This is a genomic window from Chryseobacterium defluvii (assembly GCF_003634775.1).
Taxonomy (GTDB): Bacteria; Bacteroidota; Bacteroidia; order Flavobacteriales; family Weeksellaceae; genus Chryseobacterium; species Chryseobacterium defluvii.
The window spans coordinates 131356-150209 of the sequence record NZ_RBXB01000004.1 but is presented as its reverse complement, the minus strand read 5'-3'; the positions used below and the strand labels follow the sequence as shown (position 1 = coordinate 150209).

Annotated in this window: 12 protein-coding genes and 1 pseudogene; 5 read left to right on the top strand and 8 right to left on the bottom strand. The window is 36.9% G+C overall.

Going from position 1 to position 18854, the window contains the following annotated elements:
- The 8 genes and pseudogenes from BCF58_RS17195 to BCF58_RS17160 form a co-directional block, all read right to left on the bottom strand.
- A pseudogene (locus tag BCF58_RS17195) lies at positions 1–572 on the bottom strand (hypothetical protein); the annotation flags it as partial.
- Positions 573–616: 44 nt separating this feature from the next.
- A complete protein-coding gene (locus tag BCF58_RS17190; protein WP_147462077.1) occupies positions 617–1198 on the bottom strand; it encodes a hypothetical protein in 582 nt (193 codons plus the stop codon).
- A 390-nt stretch (positions 1199–1588) separates the two neighbouring features.
- Positions 1589–2560, bottom strand: coding sequence for a hypothetical protein (locus BCF58_RS17185; protein ID WP_121463059.1), 972 nt, complete (start codon positions 2558–2560; stop codon positions 1589–1591).
- 499 nt (positions 2561–3059) lie between these two features.
- The gene (locus BCF58_RS17180; protein WP_121463058.1) at positions 3060–3755 is read right to left on the bottom strand and encodes a hypothetical protein; all 696 of its coding nucleotides are present in this window, start codon (positions 3753–3755) and stop codon (positions 3060–3062) included.
- A 295-nt stretch (positions 3756–4050) separates the two neighbouring features.
- Entirely contained in the window at positions 4051–4572 is a 522-nt protein-coding gene (locus BCF58_RS17175; protein WP_121463057.1) for a hypothetical protein, read from the bottom strand.
- 32 nt (positions 4573–4604) lie between these two features.
- Positions 4605–7130 (bottom strand): DUF6923 family protein, encoded by a 2526-nt coding sequence (locus BCF58_RS17170; RefSeq protein WP_170149050.1) that lies wholly within the window; start codon positions 7128–7130, stop codon positions 4605–4607.
- Positions 7131–7664: 534 nt separating this feature from the next.
- A complete protein-coding gene (locus BCF58_RS17165; protein WP_121463055.1) occupies positions 7665–9104 on the bottom strand; it encodes a tetratricopeptide repeat protein in 1440 nt (479 codons plus the stop codon).
- A 28-nt stretch (positions 9105–9132) separates the two neighbouring features.
- On the bottom strand, positions 9133–10569 hold the full coding sequence (locus BCF58_RS17160) for a tetratricopeptide repeat protein (protein ID WP_121463054.1): 1437 nt from the start codon (positions 10567–10569) through the stop codon (positions 9133–9135).
- Positions 10570–10803: 234 nt separating this feature from the next.
- On the opposite strand from BCF58_RS17160, the gene BCF58_RS17155 reads away from it, so the two are divergent.
- The 5 genes from BCF58_RS17155 to BCF58_RS17135 all read left to right on the top strand — a co-directional run bounded on the left by BCF58_RS17155 (position 10804) and on the right by BCF58_RS17135 (position 18778).
- Positions 10804–12933 (top strand): S9 family peptidase, encoded by a 2130-nt coding sequence (locus BCF58_RS17155; RefSeq protein ID WP_121463053.1) that lies wholly within the window; start codon positions 10804–10806, stop codon positions 12931–12933.
- A 176-nt stretch (positions 12934–13109) separates the two neighbouring features.
- A complete protein-coding gene (locus BCF58_RS17150; RefSeq protein WP_121463069.1) occupies positions 13110–14765 on the top strand; it encodes a peptide MFS transporter in 1656 nt (551 codons plus the stop codon).
- Between the two features lie 134 nt (positions 14766–14899).
- Positions 14900–16612, top strand: coding sequence for a peptide MFS transporter (locus BCF58_RS17145; protein WP_121463052.1), 1713 nt, complete (start codon positions 14900–14902; stop codon positions 16610–16612).
- A 76-nt stretch (positions 16613–16688) separates the two neighbouring features.
- A complete protein-coding gene (locus BCF58_RS17140) occupies positions 16689–18200 on the top strand; it encodes a peptide MFS transporter (RefSeq protein WP_121463051.1) in 1512 nt (503 codons plus the stop codon).
- A gap of 44 nt (positions 18201–18244) precedes the next feature.
- Positions 18245–18778: a thioredoxin family protein gene (locus BCF58_RS17135; RefSeq protein ID WP_121463050.1), complete on the top strand. Its 534-nt coding sequence runs from the start codon at positions 18245–18247 to the stop codon at positions 18776–18778.
- The last annotated feature ends 76 nt before the right edge of the window (positions 18779–18854 follow it).

Below are 18854 nucleotides of genomic sequence, written 5' to 3'. Positions count from 1 at the left end.
ACCACATTACTCACCACCCCGTTAACAGTACTGCTCAAACTGCTTCCCGACAAGGAGAGGGCATTGGTATTGATAACAGGTGCAGATGCTGTCACTCCGTTAATAGTAGAAGTCAGGATATTGGCTGTGCTGGTTAAAGTATTCGTTGTAGGAGTACTTGCTGCTGCCGGGCTAAGAGGCTTCCATGTTCCTCCGTTGATGGTTCCTGATTTATTGTCATAATACCAGAATCCCGAGGTTAATGTTCCCTGTGTTGTCCCTACTCCTGCTACTCCGCCCACATTGGTGTTGTAGACCACAAAGCCGTCATAATAAGTAGGAAAAGAGGTAGGGATCCCTATCGGCACCCCCCCGAATGAGGTAAAAGTAGTAAGATCTACTCTTGGATATAAAAGTCCTTTCCCTACATTCGTAGAGGAATTGTAGGTAGGGTTTGAAGAGGCATCTATAAATGCCGAACTTCCGGAAACAGCCATATTGGTGGCGCTGTTTGCTATTCTAATCTGTGATTGGGCTATTCCGCCCCATACTATCCCGGCGATTAAAATAATTTGTCTGATTTCTTTCTTCATCTTTAAGTGTTTTTTGTTGTTGTGTTTTTTGTTGTGTTTTTTTATTAATAACCTGATATAAGAGACCATGGAGAAGCAGCATTCCCTGTGTAAATTAATATATTACCCTGTCCAGGATAGCATAGCTGATTAGCTGTTTCCCTTGGTAACGGACTGATTTCCACAGAAGCAGCTCCTAAAACTGAGACATATATTCTCTTACCGACAGGCACCCCGGTTGTAGGTAAGGTTAAAACAGGATTCGGACCGGCTGCAGTGGTGTATAAAATAATATCATCAGTCGGCAGTGCTGTATAGTTCCCGGTTTGATTGGTAACATTCATGGTCGCACTGGCCGCTGCACCGCCTCCGGCTTTTACCCATTTGGAACCATCATTGTAGTACAATCCGGGGGTTACGTCTGATACGGTAGCCGTATTATACACCATCATTCCTGCTACGTGAGCGCTAAGAGGTGAAGGACTGGTTGTGGAGCTCAAGGCAATACGTGTGTTGAGAATACCTTTGTTGGTGGATACTACGTCTAAAGCAGCATCAGGATTAGGGGTCGTCGTGTTTATTCCGACCTGGGCAAACGAGAACGCTGAGGCCAAAATTGCCCCTAAAATAATTGCATTTTTTTTCATTGTGTATGTTTTTTTAATTAATGTAACCTGTATTGTGAAAATATTTTCGATATCCACACAAGGTCTTTTTATTGAAAAGTTTATATCATAGAATAAAAATTAAGTTATAACCTGATGATCTCAGAGCTTGGTCATAATTAAATCCAAAATTGTTACCGTTATGAGGCTTGTTCATAAAGCAGCTTTGGGTAGAATAACTATCTCCACCCATATAATTAATGAACAGAGTAACTTTTTTCATCAACTGAGGTGCTTTCATAAGCCATAACAAGCTTCTACGTGTTGGCATAGGCATAGCTGTTGGCTTGAGTTGATCCTGAAGGAAATCTCCTGGCGACAGTCTGGTACATTATATTTTTTCATCATTTGTGTTTTTTAATATCATAATGTTTAAGGTGTTGATAATTGTTGAAGAGAAAAATTCCTGCTCTCTTTCAAAGATGCAGGTATACCAATATCTGCACTTGTAGTAGGTTTATTTGCGAATGCCCAATTCATAGTGAGGTAAACCTTGTCTCCGGCATTCAAATGCACTATACAATTCACAGTAATCGGTGTATTGGCAGCATCTGCAATGTCTTTCATAATATTTGCCCTATTCCCTCCGATAATATTGCTGGTAGATGTTCCGTTTTTAGTAATATTCAGGTTAATCCCCGACCATTGGTATGTACCTGAAGTTACACCCCCACTTCCAAAATAGGCATACCCCTCAATTTTATACACCCCGGATTCCAAAATCTGCCAGTAATCTCCGGCATCATTCCAAACCGCAGAGCCTCCCTGGTTTACAATAATATCTCCCGCCGAAAAAGGGATAACCTGTGGAATACTGCTATTAAAATTGGTAAAAGCCGCTCCGGTAAAACTATACGTATCCGTAGCTCCCAATGCTGCTATGGTAGGGGTTGTTTTATTAATTAAAAGGGAGACTTCCCAGGTTGTTCCGCTTGCCGTTCCTTTACTAATAAGCATAGCATACCCTCCCGGAGTAACAGAGATACCGGCAACACCTGTTCCTGATTGGTTATCAATAAGTTCAGCCCCATTAGCTGCAATTGTAAGATTGGCTGTTCCTACATTTTTAAAGTAATATATTCTGCCCAGGATATTTCCTGCTGCAGGAGCGGCTGCCGTTGCTGCAGGCAAAGTAAATGTTGCTGCAGAAGATCCGTTAAAAGACATATAAAAGTCATTGACCCCAAGTGTTGTTGAAGCTGAAACATTTTTATATTGCCCTGCTATAGAACCGCTTACCGTAAGAGTACTTCCCGGCAGAACGGTATTGATGCCCACATTCCCGGTTTGTGCATATCCAAACCCTGAGAATGCGAATAATGCTAAAGCTGGTAAATTTTTCATGGCTTATATTATTTAAAAATTAATGTTGTTTTAAAATGGTATAGTCCATTGGATGTTATGAACTATACCTATTTCATCATTATTTGTGGTTTAGAATCGTATTATTCTCCATTTTACTTCTAAAAAGCATTACTACATTACTAGTATCTTTTACATTTTTATTTAAGTATCAATCCCTACACTATCAAACCAACTAAAAAAATCTAAAACAAAATGGTATCAAGTGTAATTTTATTGTACTAAATAATTTAAGAAGTAAAGACTTAACCTGACCTATCAAAACCGGAACAAATCTATTAAGTCAAATCAAAAAACACCTTACTGCATTTACACTCACTAATACAAACCCTTGTTTTATCACACAAAACACAATATCTGCAGTGTAAATGCAGTAAGGTGTTTTTTGATTTAATCTTCTCAATATCACCTGTGTCACTGGACCCGACCTGTTACAGGATTAAGTTTATTGATCACATGTAAACCATCCTATTTATTTAATTTAATTGACTCCTATTGCAGTAATGGTTAAAAAATCAGTGCCACTGCCTCCAAAATCAATTGATCGGTTGGTTGTCGTAGGATTTCTGAATTCTCCGCGAAGGGTTACGGTATATGTTCCCGGTGTTAGCTGCAAAGTATGCGAACTGGAGAAAACATTGAATCCTGCTACTCCCAAATCGGATGTCACATTCAATGGAATAGATTGATATGCAAATGGAGCATTAGATAAACTGCTTCCTGATGGCAAACCTGTAAAAGACAAATACGAACCTACTTTTTTTAGACCAGGTTCATTAAGTCCTGGTAAGGATGGGATATTCCAGGAAAGCTGATATGAAAGTGTGACAATAGATATTTTACTTACTATAAAAGTCTTTGACATCATATCTACAATATCATTAACACCATTAGCTGATGTGGCTCTTTGTGTGGTGGTTACCTGATCTGCAAAAGTACCACCCTGCAGCAGAGAAGGTTGCTTGGTTGCCGTTTTTAAAACGCCGTTGCTGTCTGCTACTACCAGTTTATCGGTAGTACTGTCCCCATTATTGGTATTGATATCACGTATTCGCACATTTCCGGAGCCTATATCTAGTCGTTCTGTAGGTGCTGTTGTGTCAATCCCTACATTTCCGGTCTGAGCAAAAAGGACTCCATAAGAAATAAGCCCTAAAAAGGTAATAAATTTTTTCATCTGTATTCATTTTTACTTAGTTGTTTTTATTTTTTTTATCTGGTCCTGGATATTATGATCCAATACAAGAACTCAAGCAAATCTAATGCTCTGATGTGAAAATACATTCACTGCAATTACACTGCAATACAATAAATATTTAAAAACCAGAAAGTTATGTAAAAAACAGCAGTGTAATTGCAGTAGGTAGCCTGTAGACTATTAAATCCTATTTTTATATAATGCAAACTATTAATAACTGATGCTTTTCATTGTGGAATTAGAATCTGTTATTTTTTTATTTGCATTGTAAGATTTAAGGTTTCCAGAAAGACCATACTGTTCCATTGAAAACAGCCAGCTGGTGCTTCACATTATCATAAACGATCATCCCCGGGGCAGGATTGATGATATTTAAATGCGGACTGTCTACTTTGGGAAGGATCATGGCCTTATTGGTATCTGATAATACCAGAATGCCCGGAGTCGTATCTGCTACAGCATTAGATCCTATAACGGTCTTTGCAGTTGCCTGCTCCGAAAGCGGATCCTGCAACACTGTATTCACTGTTCCTGTTGTATCTGTGCTAAGATCAAACCAGCTGCCGTTCTTCCTGTATTTTACTTTTTTATCCGCAGTGTCATAGATCATAGTCCCATCCACGGCTCCTGATACTGCTCCTGCAGAGGTTACCCAAGGTAACAGGAGTCCTTTTGATTCAGTATTTCCGAATTCTAAAGAAACAGAGGAATTTGTTACTGAGCTTTTGCCTATGGCCACCTGTGAATAAACACAGGCGGAAATAAAGGCAAATATAGGTATGAATATTTTTTTCATCTTCTTATTGTTATCAATTATTGAATGTTGTATTAATTTGGACACGTTTGTGTGGTAAAGCATAGCCAGCTGAATGTAGCACCATTATCTGTAGTGGTATAGATTTTTAAGCAGTCAGCTTCTTCATCATATACCATCATTCCTTCTACAGGATTGGCAATAGCATTTACCTGAGCGGTAGTAGGAATCCTGTTCACTACAAATCCTTTGGTTTTAGATTCAAGAGCCGTCCAGGCTCCTTTTCTCACCATCGGCCAGTTGCCCATGTTAACTCCTGCTCTTCCTAATGCCGTAATCCCATGCTTGGTATCCAGTGCTGTTCCGGCTGTCACTGCAGGTTTGTAGCATACTGCCTGGATATCTGTATCTGTTGCCGTATTATTGGCATTATTAATTTCAGTTGTATTAGAAGGAGGAGTAACCGTTACCGTATTAACAAGGTTTCCTGAATAAGCAAGAGGGATATTCACTACAACAGTATACGTTACAGTTCCTCCAACCGTGAGACTCACCAGATCATTAATTGCTCCGGATTGCGTTCCGGATACGGATGTAGTAGCTCCACCAGCCACAACTGCAGTATAACTGACATTCGCAGCGGGAATTCCGGCAGGAACAGCATCTGAAACAGTAGCCCCTAAAACTCCAAATGGTCCGTTATTCCCTACAACTATAGTATAAGTAGTAGTAGTTCCCGGAGTATAATTCAATGTTCCGTCCGTTTTGGTAACATACAAATCAGTGCCGAAAGATATAGCTGAGGTAACACAATGCGCCCCATCATTTCCTGAACTGACAGGTGCATTGGAGATCAGAACCCTTTGTCCCGTGGTAAGATTGAACTGGTAAAAGCCACCAGCACTGTCTAGCCCAAATATTTCTCCGGTATTGGATGCGAACATGGCTCCGAAACTTGCAGCTCCCGGAGCAATTCCGATTGGAGTTACAATTCCTGTAGTCGGGTTAACGGATACCAGTTGTCCGTTGGCCGAGTTAACACCATATAAAAGTCCTGTTGTTACACTATATGCCATATCAGGTAAAGTAACACTGGTTGAAAGTGTAACTAATGTAGCAGTTAACGTAGTCAGGTTTACTTTATATATCTGGTTGTTATTTGTACCTACTTTTATATAATAGTTCCCTAAATTATCAATCTCTCCGGAAGTATAGCTAGCAGTACCTCCCGGAAGTCCCCCAACTGTTCCAAGATCAGTATAGGTACCATCGGCATTGATACGGATAATTTTCCTGGAGCTGCTAATCATTCCGTACATGAAACCGTCAAGCGGATTAATCCCTATCGCATTATAGTCTGAAGCAGCCGGTGTACCAATTTGTGTGTATGTAAAAGGATTAGTTGAAGCACCTATATTATACAGGGTATTCGTTTGGGAAAGGTACATACTGGAAGTACATCCGAATTTTGGTAAGCACTGGATATCCTTGATTGCCGAATTCGCTGAACTTCCTATTCCCTGTCCCTGGTCACTTCCAACATCTGCCGCACCTCCGCTGTTAACCAAAACCGGAACTCCCTGTGCATCTACTGCACTGTTAATGCTTCCATTAGCATTAAGTTGGGCTACAGTAACATTTTCATCTCCTTCCAAGGCATCAAAACAGCCATCATTATCACTGTCCAAATCCAATTGATTGGGAATTCCGTCTCCATCTGTATCCATTGGGTAGCAGTAAGGCATACTGATCCAGTAGTTGTAATCTCCTGTTTGTTCAACGGCAACGGCCAAGCTTTGTTGGGAAATATTCCGGATTTGGATACTGCCTGATGCCAGGATTTGTGTAGTAGGGAAAGTGACCACAATTGGTGTTCTAACAACTACGCCTGTACTGGCCGGCGGATCTAGTTTTGACTCCGCTACCTGCGAAACATTTCCACTGGCCCCGTTAAAGTAAGTTACCGGCGCATAGACTGTTGGAGAGGTATAGTCTGCTACATAGTAAAGACTGGGGTTGTTATCATCAGGAATAACAATCCGCATGTACAGCACTCCATTGATCCAAAGTTCGGTGGTTACTCCGTGGGAATAATCATCAAAGGAAAACTGAAAAGATAACTGATTGGTTGTAATAGTGGCACCGGGAACTGAAAAGCCTGCCGTAGCAATCGTAGTACCCCTTGTGTCCGAGTATTCACCTACATAAGGGTCTGCGCCATAGCCAAAGGTAAAGCCGCTTCTCAGGGGATCACTTTCGACCTGCGTCCATTGTAAAATGTTGTTTGAACAAACAGATCCTTCATCTGTATCCAGAATTCCATCATTATCATCATCAGCATCTATTGTATTGGCAATACCATCTCCATCTGTATCCTGAGCTTTTACTATTGTTGTACCTACTGACAGGAATAAACATAGAACAAAGAAATTAATTAAAAATTGCAGTTTTTTTCTGGTATAATTACCTATACCTCCGAATTTCAATACTGCAATATTACAATTAAAATCAGGTGCTGTGGTTTTAATCCCTACATTACCAGCCTGAGCAAAAAGAGGCCTATAAGGAATAAGCCCTAAAAGGGTAATAATTTTTTTCATCTGTTTTTTTTTCTTAAGTGTTTTTTGATTTTGATCTTCCCAAACATCCAAACCAGAATATTTAAGCTGATGCAAAAACTCAATCAAAACTAATGCTAAGACAGGGAAATACATCTACTGCAATTACACTGCAATACAATAAATATTTAAAAAACAGAAGGTTATGTAAAAATAGCAGTGTAATTGCAGTAGGTAGCATATTGACCATTAAACTCTATTTTTCTCTAATGCAAACTATTAATAACTGATGCTTTTCATTATGGAATTAGAATCTGTTATTTTTCATTTGCATTGTAAAATTTAAGGTTTCCAGAAAGACCATACTGTTCCATTGAAAACTGCCAGCTGGTGCTTCACATTATCATAGACGGTCATCCCAGCAAAAGGATTGATGATATTCAGATGCGGATTGTTTGTTTTGGGAAGATCATGGCCTTGCTGTTAAATCAGTGTCATTATAAAAACTTCCTGTATCTGAGTATCAATAGAATTTTAATTGAACTTTGTTTATAACCTATAAGATTAAATAAATTACTATAATGACGTGATCCACCCATTAAAATCAGTATCTGCCGCAAGATTTAACTTTTTCCGTAACCTGTATTTTTTTGATTCTACGGTACGGATAGACATATTATCGTATTGTGCAATTTCTTTATTCGAAAAATTAAGCTTTACCATTGCACAGAATTTTATATCATTGGCCGTAAGATTAGGATATTCAGAAATAAGATTATGGTAAAATTCAGCATAGACTTCTTTAAATTTTGTCATGAATAACGGATCTCTGCTGATCGCCAGTTGTACTACTTCTTCATACGCAGAATCCAGCTTTTTCCTGAGTTTATGGGTCTCAAGATCAGTTTGGTTGAGCCTAGCTTCTTTTTGTTTTTGTTTTTTTTCATATACATTAAACAGAATAAGAATAACAGCAGTGCTTGCTAAAATAACTGCAATAATAATATAGTAGAGTTTATTCTTATTTTTCTGCTCATTTTCTGTATACTCATTGAGGAATTTTTCTATGGACATATTGAGAATGCCCTTGTCTGCCAGAGTAATACTGTCTTCTAATTTTGCATACTTCTCAAGGTATTCATTTTCCTTCTCAACGTCATTTATATTTTTATAAGCTTCGGCAATAAGTTTATAGGCTTCAAGATTTCTTCTTTTGTTTCCCATTTCTTTGGTAATCGCCAACGATTCAAAAAGAAACTTCAATGCTCTTTCATTTTCTCCTTTAGCAATATACAATTCACCATAAGCTCTTAATACGTTGGACTTTCCTTCAAATAAATTTTTAGTTGACAATGCAAGATTATGGGCTTTATTTACATAGTATTCAGCAGAATCAATATTTTTAGTTTTCAAATGTCTTTCAGCAATATCTATATAAAGCATTGGTGTAGGAAATTGCATACATTTCCGCTCATTGCTATAAACAGAATCCATCATATTCAAATAGCCAAAACTTGACCTTTTCCAGTCATAGACAGCAAACATCCTTTTTTTTCTTTCTTCCTTATCTTTTATTTTATAGGCAAACTCTAAAGATTTGTTAAAACTTTTAATTGATTGCTCATATAATCCCAGAAAATAATAGTTCCTTCCATATAAATGATTCATACGAGCTTTCAGTGCATCATCATGAAGGTGTTTAAGCTTTTTATCAGCTATGTTTAGAAAATAAAGGCTCTCTTTATTACTTGTCAGTGCACATAATGCATGTGCAAGATTAAGGTATCCTACTGTTTCCCCTTTGATATAATTGAGCTTTTGACAATCCAAAATCAGTTTCCGCTCCTGCAGGACTATTCCTTTATAATCACCCCGATTCATCATTCTATCAAAAACAGACTTTTGCAGGCTGTCAATTTGAGCTGTATTTGCCAATCCTGTCTGTGCATAATAATATAAAGAGAATAATAAAAAGAAAGCACATAATATTTTTTTTACGTTGTAAAATTGAACCATACTTTATACATTATTACAAATTAAATATTTATGATAACGATGCTATCCATCCATTAAAATCAATATCAGAAGGAAGATTCATTTTTTTCCGTAGCCTGTATTTTTTTGATTCTACTGTCCGGATGGACATATTCCCGTAGTCTGCAATCTCTTTATTGGAAAAATTAAGTTTTACGAAGGCGCAGAATTTCAAATCATTAGATGTCAGGTCAGGATATTGCCGGGTCAGGTTATGATAAAACTCGGAATAGGTTTCTTTGAATTTGGTAATGAATAAAGGATCTCTGTTGATGGCAAGCTGCATTACGTTTTCCAGTGTATCATCTAGCTTCTTCTTGAGAATATCCGTTTCCGCTTCTTTTTGTACAATAAGTATATCCTTCTGCTCTTGTTTTCTTTTATATATTGTAAGGATAATTAAAATAGCAGCCATACAGATTAAAATGATCCCGATAATCATATAGTAAAGATTCCTCTTGCTTCTTTTCTCAGCCTGTGCATGCTCTTTCAAAAGCTTTTCTATAGGAATCATCAAAACACTTTTGTCCACTGCATTGAGACTATCGTTCAGAAAAGTATACTTTTTCAAATATTCATTCTCTTTTTCAGTATTGCTCATCATTTTGTATGTTTCAAAGATAAGCTTGTAGGTATCTCTGGTTACATTTGTAAAGCCTCCCTTCTGGCTGATCTTCAATGATTCGAAAAAATATTCGAGGGCTTTTTCATATTCCTTTTTTTCTATATATAATTTTCCATAAGTTTCTAAAACAATAGCCTTTTGTCTTACAGGACATTTACGACACAATGCTAAAGCTTTTCCAAGGTAATATTCTGCCGAATCTGTTCTTTTATTGTTCAGATTTCTTGCAGCGATTTCTGCATAGAGCTCAGGATCCGGTGATAGCATAAGGCTTTTACGCTCCATCTTAAAGATAGAATCCGGCATATTCATTTTACTGAAATTCTTTCTTTTCCAAGTGTAGATAAGATATAGCCGTTTCTTTTTTTCCTCTCTATCGGTAATAACGTGGGAAATTCTTTCGGCTTTTTTAAGAGCATCTTTAGACTGTTTATATAATCCTAAAGCAAAATAATTTTTAGCATATACTATATTCAATCTTGTATTCAGCAAAGGATCATGATAGCCCTCCAACTTCCGGTCTGCAATTTCAAGAAATTGCAGACTTTCTTTATTTCTGTTAAGGACAACTAATGAACTTGCGATATTGAGATATCCTGTAATAACCCCTTTGGTGTAATGCAGTTCTTCAGATTTTTTGATCAATTTCTGTTCTTGCAAGACAATGCCCTTAAAGTCTCCTATTTCCTGTAATCTTTCAAATTCTTTTTTTTGAAGACTGTCAATTTTAGCAGTTTCAGTACCTACCTGTGCAAAGTGGTATGAAAAGATGAATACAAAGAAAAAGCAGAGTTTTTTCTCAAAGTTATAATGTGAGGCCATAAACCATTTTGTGTTTATACAAATGTAAATAATTTCCTGTTTTACGCAACAATCAATTAAATAAAAAAAATTAATTATTTCAAACACAAACAATTAAAAAATTCGCTAAAATTAAAATATTCACAAATATTTGATATATTTCATACAATATTTATTTTCACAAAATACATTATTTACAGTACTTGCCACATCTTTTCACAATATTTTATATCTTTGGATTTCTTTACTATTACAATGAAAAAAATTTTATTAACACTTATTATTGCTGCTGCTTTTCAGAATGTATTGGCGCAGGAAATCACTTTAGATAAAATATATTCCGGATATTATCGTGGAAAAGGGATTGCCGGAATTACTTCTATGAAAAATGGTGAAAATTATTTAGTCATAGAACAGGGCGGAATTGCCAAATATTCCTATAAAACCTCTCAAAAGGAAGGTAATATTATTGACGGGCAGTTCGAGAGCTACGAATTTTCTGATGATGAATCTAAAATTCTTTTGCTGAAAGACAGCCAGCCCATTTACAGACATTCTTTTTTAGGAAAATTTGATGTAAAAGATCTGAAATCCGGAAAAGTAATCAGCTTAAATGATGGAAAACCTGTCCAGGAGCCCAGATTTTCTCCTGATGCAACTAAAGTAGCCTTTATTGCTGAAAATAATTTATTTTACCAGGATTTAAATTCAGGAAAAATCACACAGATTACTACTGACGGTAAGAAAAATTCAATTATTAACGGATTGGGAGACTGGGTATATGAAGAAGAATTCGGGCATGCAAGACAATATGAATGGACGAAAAACTCCGATGCCGTTGTTTTTGTAAAATCAAACGAAAGTGAAGTTCCGGAAATTTACATTCCTATTTACGGAAAATCTCTTTATCCATCTGAAATGCGTTACAAGTATCCTAAAGCCGGAGAGAAAAATTCTGTGGTTACCGCACAATTATATCGTTTGGATTCAGGAAAAACAATTCCGCTAAATTTAAATTCTTTCAAGAATTATTATATCCCGAATGTTCTTCAGACGGCCAAAGCGGATGAAATTGTTTTAATTACCTCTGATAGAATTCAGAACGCTGCGGATATTTTAAAAGTCAATACCAAAACAGGAGCTGTTCAAAAATTGTTTACTGAAACAGATGAAAAGTGGATTGATATGGATGGTCCAACTCTTGAATTTTTAGAGGATAATTCTTTCCTTTGGGGTTCGGAAAGGGATGGAAACCGCCATTTATACTGGTATGATAAAGACGGGAAACTTAAAAAACAGGTAACAAAAGGAAACTGGGAAGTAACCGATTATTACGGATATAATCCAAAGTCTAAAGAGATTTATGTTCAGACCACTGAAAAAGGAAGTATCAACAAGGTAATTTCCAAGATCAATATTGAAAATGGAAAATCTCAGTTGATTTCCAATGCTGAAGGGAATAATGCAGCTAATTTCAGCAAAAACTACAATTATTTCATAGAAACCTCATCTACTGCCGCAAGGCCTCACACATATGTTTTAAAAGACGGAAACGGAAAAACAGTAAAAGAACTACAGAATAATAACGATCAGTTGAAAAAACTTCAGGCTGATAATTTTGTTGTGAAAGAATTCATTACGATTCCAAATTCAGCAGGTGATCAGATGAATGCATGGATTATGAAGCCTAAAAATTTCGACCCATCCAAAAAATACCCGTTATTTATGTTTCAGTATTCGGGGCCGGGCTCTCAGCAGGTTGCCAATTCCTGGGATAACGGAAACGCCCTATGGTTCAATCATCTGGTTCAGAAAGGATATATTGTAGCTTGTGTGGATGGTCGTGGAACCGGTTACAAAGGGGTTAAGTTCAAGAAAATAACTTACATGAATTTAGGAAAGTATGAGATCGAAGACCAGATTACCGCTGCAAAATGGTTCGGGAACCAGTCTTATATTGATAAAAGCAGAATCGGAATGTTTGGATGGAGCTATGGTGGTTATATGACCAGCTTGGCTATGACCAAAGGCGCAGATGTTTTCAAAGCCGGAATTGCAGTAGCACCGGTAACCAACTGGAGATATTATGATACCGTATATACGGAGCGATTCATGAGGACACCACAGGAGAATGCTGACGGATATGATAAAAACTCTCCAACAGAATACGCTAGCTTACTGAAAGGAAAATTCTTAATGATCCACGGAACTGCGGATGACAATGTACATTTCCAGAACTCCATGGAATTCTCAGAAGCGTTAATCCAAAATAAAAAACAGTTCGAATTCATGGCTTATCCGGATAAGAATCATAGTATTTACGGAGGACAGACAAGACCGCAACTATATCAGAAAATGACGGATTTTATTCTGGAGAATTTATAAAAATAAACGGCTTTTGTCATTCCGCAGGAATATAAAGAGTCTGACAATATCATTCATCCCTCTCATTTTTTGAGAGGGATTTTTATATTTATTTTATTAATCATTTTAAGAAAATCTAATTTATTTTATGAATTAAAATTAAAAACCTATTTTTGGGAAATTTGAAATTTGAAAATATGAAGACTAAACATCCTAAAGGCCTGCCTTATCTGTTTTTTACTGAAATGTGGGAGCGTTTCGGATATTACCTGATTCTCGGAATTTTTGTTTTATATGTTATTGAGCCTACCGGCCTAGGTGGCGGTCTCGGACTTCCTGATAAAACCGCTGACGATATTTTTGGGACTTATATTGCCCTTACTTATCTTACGCCTTTTATTGGAGGCTTTTTGGCAGACAGAGTATTGGGATATATCAGATCTATTTATTTAGGAGGTATTTTAATGGCTGCAGGATATATTGGAATGGGTGTTTTCAAAGATCTCTCTTTATTTTATACTTCTCTTGCATTGATCATTATCGGAAATGGTTTCTTTAAACCCACTATTTCCACGTTATTAGGAAATCTTTATTCTGAAGAACCTTACAAAGCCAATAAAGATTCCGGATACAACATTTTCTATATGGGGATCAATATCGGGGCTTTTATCTGTAATATTATTGCTGCGTTCATGCGTAATAAATTCGGTTGGGGTGAAGCATTCATCACTGCCGGAGTGGGAATGTTGATCGGACTTGTTATTTTTACTATCGGTAGAAAACATTACCTCCATGCTGCCGAAATGAAACCTGTACAGGAAGGAGATACCAAGCTTTCTGAGATTTTAATGAAGGTTTTTTTACCTGCCATTATAGCCGGGGCAATCGGTTGGTTTATCCCTGGTAATATTATCGGAAGTGACAATACGGATGCATTTATTTTTGCATGTATTCCCGTTATTTATTTCTATGTTTCTCTTTATTTCAAAGCCAAACCGGATGAAAAAGCTTCGATTGGAGCTTTACTTTCCATCTTTTTGATCAGCATGTTTTTCTGGGCAGTTTTCAAACAGAACGGAACAGCACTCACCAGATGGGCGAATTATTACACGGACAGAAGTGTTCCTGCTGCCCTGGAAAAGCCGTTGGAGGGAATCTATATGGTGGACGGAAAAGGCTACGAGGATAAAGAAGTCCCTGTATATGATGACCAATATCAATCTCAGAAAGGTGAAGATGGAAAAGCTATTAAAACAACAGGGAAAGATATTTATTTCAAAAACATTTCTCCTGAGCAACGTGCGGCACTAGAAAAAAGTCCGGGCCAGAAAGTGTATTTATACAATACTGAATTATTTCAATCCATCAATCCTTTCTGGGTAATTGCTTTAACACCTGTTGTAGTAGGATTTTGGGCGATGTTACGAAGAAAAGGAAAAGAGCCTTTAACTCCAACAAAAATTGTGTTAGGATTGTTTATCTCCGGGCTTTCATGCTTAGTGATGGTTTTAGCCGTAATGGCTGGTGATAATGGCGCTGTAAAAGTCTCTCCGTGGTGGTTGGTAGCGAGTTATGGAGTTATTACAGTAGGAGAATTGTGTCTTTCACCGATGGGATTGTCTTTTGTATCCAAGCTTTCTCCTGCCAGAATCACTGCGTTGATGATGGGAGGCTTCTTCCTTGCCAACTCTGTAGGAAACAAGCTTTCCGGGATTCTTGCGAGCACATGGTACAGTTATGACAACAAAATGAATTATTTCCTTGTTAATTTTGCCTTATTGATCTTTGCAACGTTATTGGGGCTCTCCATGTTAAAGAGATTAAATAATATCATGAAGGAAAAAGGACATTAATATCACGTATTTTAATAAATATATAAAGCTGTAGAATAATTCTATGGCTTTTTTGTTTAAAATAAAATTAAAACCTTGTCAAAAACTCAAAAAAAACTATATTTGCTAGTCTTAACAAAAATTAACAAGAAAATATGGATACAGTTCAGCAAAAAGGACACCCGAAAGGTTTGTGGGTTCTTTTCAGCACAGAGATGTGGGAGCGTTTCAACTTTTATGGAATGAGGGCTATTCTCAGTCTATTTATGGTTCACGCTTTGATGTTAGGTGAATCAAATGCTTCTATCATTTATGGTGGATTTCTTGCATTATGTTACCTTACTCCCTTATTAGGTGGTTTTATTTCGGATAGATTTCTAGGTAACAGATACTGTATTATTTTAGGAGGTAGTTTAATGGCTATTGGCCAATTATTATTATTCTATAGTGCAAATACCTTTGATGGTAATCTTGATTTATCAAAGAGTGTATTTTGGCTAGGACTTCTTGTAATTATATTTGGAAACGGATTTTTCAAACCAAATATTTCTTCAATGGTTGGAAGTCTTTATCCACCTAGTGAGAAAACAAAATTAGACTCTGCATTTACTATATTTTATATGGGAATTAACATCGGAGCATTATTGAGTCAGTATTTTGTTCCTATGATTGCAGACGTTGTAGTTGATGGTAAACAAGACCCTTATGTTTTTAAATGGGGATACCTTCTTGCCGCAATAGCAATGATTTTGGGTACTCTTATATTCTTTTTCCTAAAAAATAAATATGTGGTAACGCCGGAAGGAAGACCTATCGGCGGATTGCCAAAACATAACACAAGTGCCGATTTCGAAGAAGGTGAAACTCAGACCGCTAAGTTTTCAGGTGTATCTTTAGGAATCACCGGATTAATATTTGCTGCGTTGTTTTTCGTTTTTAGATATATCCTAGTAGGTGAATTCGGATTCAGTTCTGTAGAAATGGGGCAATTGATCAAAGGAATTATCTACCCTTTCATCTATTCTGCGGGTATTTCTTTGGCATTCCTGATCATGAGCTCTGCAGAAAATAAGGTGGAGAGACAAAGAATCTGGGTAATTTATATCGTATCATTTTTCATCATTTTTTTCTGGGCAGCATTTGAGCAAGCAGGTTCTTCATTGACTTTCATTGCATCGAATCAGACCGACAGAACATTCTTATTCGGTTGGCAAATGCCGGCCTCAATGGTACAAATCTTCAATGGTTTATTTGTAGTTATATTAGCTGTCCCATTCAGTTTGATGTGGGATAATCTTAGAGCCAAAGGAAAAGAACCTATTTCTCCCTTTAAACAAGCTTTAGGTTTAGCGCTTATTGCCCTTTCATATTTTATTATAGCCTACAATGTAAAGGACTTAGGAAATAGTGGCTTACTTGCTATCAAATGGCTCATTCTTCTTTATTTTATCCAGACCTGTGGTGAGCTTTGCTTATCTCCTATCGGTTTATCCTTGGTGGGTAAATTAGCTCCAAAAAGATTCGCTTCGTTATTATATGGGGTATTCTTTATTTCCAATGCAGCAGGTTATGCCTTAGCTGGTACTTTAGGTTCAATCCTGCCGGCAACGGGTGATAAGTTCAAAAAAGCACAGGAAATTGGAGTGAACTTACAAGATGTTTTAGATAAAAAAGTAACTTTAACAGCTGATCAGGCTGCAGCATTTGAAAAAGCTCAGCTTCCGACACAGAATCCTACTTTTGCAGGATTTGAGATCCACAACTTATTTGAATTCTTCATGGTATTCGTTGTATTGTGTGGTATTGCTGCTGTTATTTTAGCATTAATTTCTCCTTTATTGAAGAAAATGATGCATGGTGTAAAATAATTGATATCAAAATAGGATAAAACCTCCGCAAAGTCGGAGGTTTTTTTTATTTTCGTTAATCTAAAAAAAATATATAATGAGCTTAACTCTGGATGAAATACAGAATTTCAAAGGAAAGTATCCAAAACAAATATGGAGCCTTTTCTTTTCTGAAATGTGGGAACGTTTCTGCTTCTACGGAATGCGTGGAATGCTGGTTTTCTTTATGATTTCCCAACTCAATTTCCACGAGGTGGAAGCTAATCTTCAATATGGTGCCACACAGGCATTTGTATATGCATTTACCTTTATAGGTGGGCTTTTCGCTGATAAAATACTAGGTTTTAGAAAATCTCTGTTTTGGGGTGGGCTCCTGATGATTGCAGGAAGCTTGATTCTGGCTGCAGATCCACACCAGTTTTTCTTTTTGGGAATTGCATTTACTGTGGTGGGAACAGGTTTCTTTAAACCTAATATTTCCTCGATGGTGGGTCAATTGTATAAACCTAATGATGCAAGAGCTGATGCAGGTTTTTCGCTTTTCTATGCAGGAATTAATTTAGGAGCTCTATTAGGAGGTTATTTATGTATTGCTATTGGAAAAGGAGAATTGCTTGATCATATGATTCCTGAAAATTTGAGATGGAATGTCGCTTTCGGACTTGCTGCCGTTGTAATGGTGATCAGTCTTATCAATTTCATCTTCACTCAAAAAAGTCTGGGAACAATTGGTTTGCAACCGGGACATCCTTTGGCTGAAGTAAAATCAGTACCGATCCCAAAATGGAAAGAATATGGTGTATACGTATTGTCACTTGTTTTTGTCCCTTTGATTATGACAATGGTCGCCAAAACGGAATATACAGATTATTTTATGTGGGCCATCGGACCCTTGACACTGATCTATTTATTCTATGAAATGACTAAAGTAACGCCTTCTGAGCGCAAAAAACTTTGGGCCGCTTTAGTTTTCATTTTATTTTCCATTTTATTTTGGGGAATCTATGAACAAAGTGGAGGTTCTCTAAGTATTTTCGCTGCTAAGAATTTGAATAACGACCTTCTTGGATTAGATCCCAATGGAGTTAACAATTCCGGTGGAGCATTTTTTATTATTTTCCTCGCACCCCTTATCGGTTTATTATGGATCTGGCTGAATAAAAGAAAAATAGAGCCTAATACTCTTGTAAAATTCGGATTAGGCTTTATTTTCCTTGGAGCAGGTTATTATGTATTATTTGCTACAAGACTTTTTGCCAATGCTGCAGGTATCACTTCATTAAATTTCTTTACGATCGCACTTTTGATCATCACATTGGGAGAACTTTGCCTCTCTCCTATCGGCCTGTCGATCATGACGAAGCTTTCCACTAAGAATCTTCAGGGAATGATGATGGGAATGTGGTTTTTGGCCTCTGCTTACGGGCAGTACGTAGCAGGAATTATCGGTGCAGGTATGGCAACAGCGAAGGAAGGTTCTACCAATTATGACGCTTTGATTACCTATACGGAAGGCTACAAACAATTAGGATTATATGCTGTAATTGCCGGAGTGGTATTAATTTTGATATCACCGTACGTGAGAAAATTAATGCAAGATGTAAAATAATTGTAAGCGAATTATGCTTATTTTTATTTGTAATTACAAAATTTATGAAAAAAATTCTAAGCATAGTTTGCCTGTTATTGTTGCAGATAAGTTTTGCACAGGTAAAATGGATGACTATTGAGGAAGCTCTCAAAGCCCAGAAGGAAAATCCGAAGAAAATACTTATTGATTTTTATGCAGATTGGTGTGGCCCATGCAAAATAATGGACAAAAAAACGTACGGTCATACCGTAATTGCTGAAATTTTAAATGAAAAATACTATCCTGTAAGATTCAATGCGGAAGAAAAAAAGAGTATCGAGATTTTAGGAAGAACATTTTCTAACCCAAATACTGAACAGAAAAGAGGCAGAAATTCTCTCCATGAATTCACTCAGTATATGAATGTAGGGGCAGTTCCAAGTACCGTATTTTTAGATGAAAGCGGAGGTCCTATCACAATTCTGCAAGGAGAATTATCTGCTAAAGAACTGGAACCCTACCTAGAATTAATATCAAAAGACTTATACAAGAAAATCCGTACCCGGGAAGAGTGGGAAGATTATCAGAAAAAATTCAAATCTAACATAAAAGATTAACCGGTAATTCAAGTATCGAAATACAAGATCTCAACATAAATAAGATTTTCAATTTTTTGGAAGTCTTTTTTATTTT

Bases quoted from the DNA above. Each gene is read 5' to 3' on its own strand.
- BCF58_RS17190 (WP_147462077.1), bottom strand. From the start codon at position 1,198: ATGAAAAAAAATGCAATTATTTTAGGGGCAATTTTGGCCTCAGCGTTC.
- BCF58_RS17185 (WP_121463059.1), bottom strand. From the start codon at position 2,560: ATGAAAAATTTACCAGCTTTAGCATTATTCGCATTCTCAGGGTTTGGA.
- BCF58_RS17180 (WP_121463058.1), bottom strand. From the start codon at position 3,755: ATGAAAAAATTTATTACCTTTTTAGGGCTTATTTCTTATGGAGTCCTT.
- BCF58_RS17175 (WP_121463057.1), bottom strand. From the start codon at position 4,572: ATGAAAAAAATATTCATACCTATATTTGCCTTTATTTCCGCCTGTGTT.
- BCF58_RS17170 (WP_170149050.1), bottom strand. From the start codon at position 7,130: ATGAAAAAAATTATTACCCTTTTAGGGCTTATTCCTTATAGGCCTCTT.
- BCF58_RS17165 (WP_121463055.1), bottom strand. From the start codon at position 9,104: ATGGTTCAATTTTACAACGTAAAAAAAATATTATGTGCTTTCTTTTTA.
- BCF58_RS17160 (WP_121463054.1), bottom strand. From the start codon at position 10,569: ATGGCCTCACATTATAACTTTGAGAAAAAACTCTGCTTTTTCTTTGTA.
- BCF58_RS17155 (WP_121463053.1), top strand. From the start codon at position 10,804: ATGAAAAAAATTTTATTAACACTTATTATTGCTGCTGCTTTTCAGAAT.
- BCF58_RS17150 (WP_121463069.1), top strand. From the start codon at position 13,110: ATGAAGACTAAACATCCTAAAGGCCTGCCTTATCTGTTTTTTACTGAA.
- BCF58_RS17145 (WP_121463052.1), top strand. From the start codon at position 14,900: ATGGATACAGTTCAGCAAAAAGGACACCCGAAAGGTTTGTGGGTTCTT.
- BCF58_RS17140 (WP_121463051.1), top strand. From the start codon at position 16,689: ATGAGCTTAACTCTGGATGAAATACAGAATTTCAAAGGAAAGTATCCA.
- BCF58_RS17135 (WP_121463050.1), top strand. From the start codon at position 18,245: ATGAAAAAAATTCTAAGCATAGTTTGCCTGTTATTGTTGCAGATAAGT.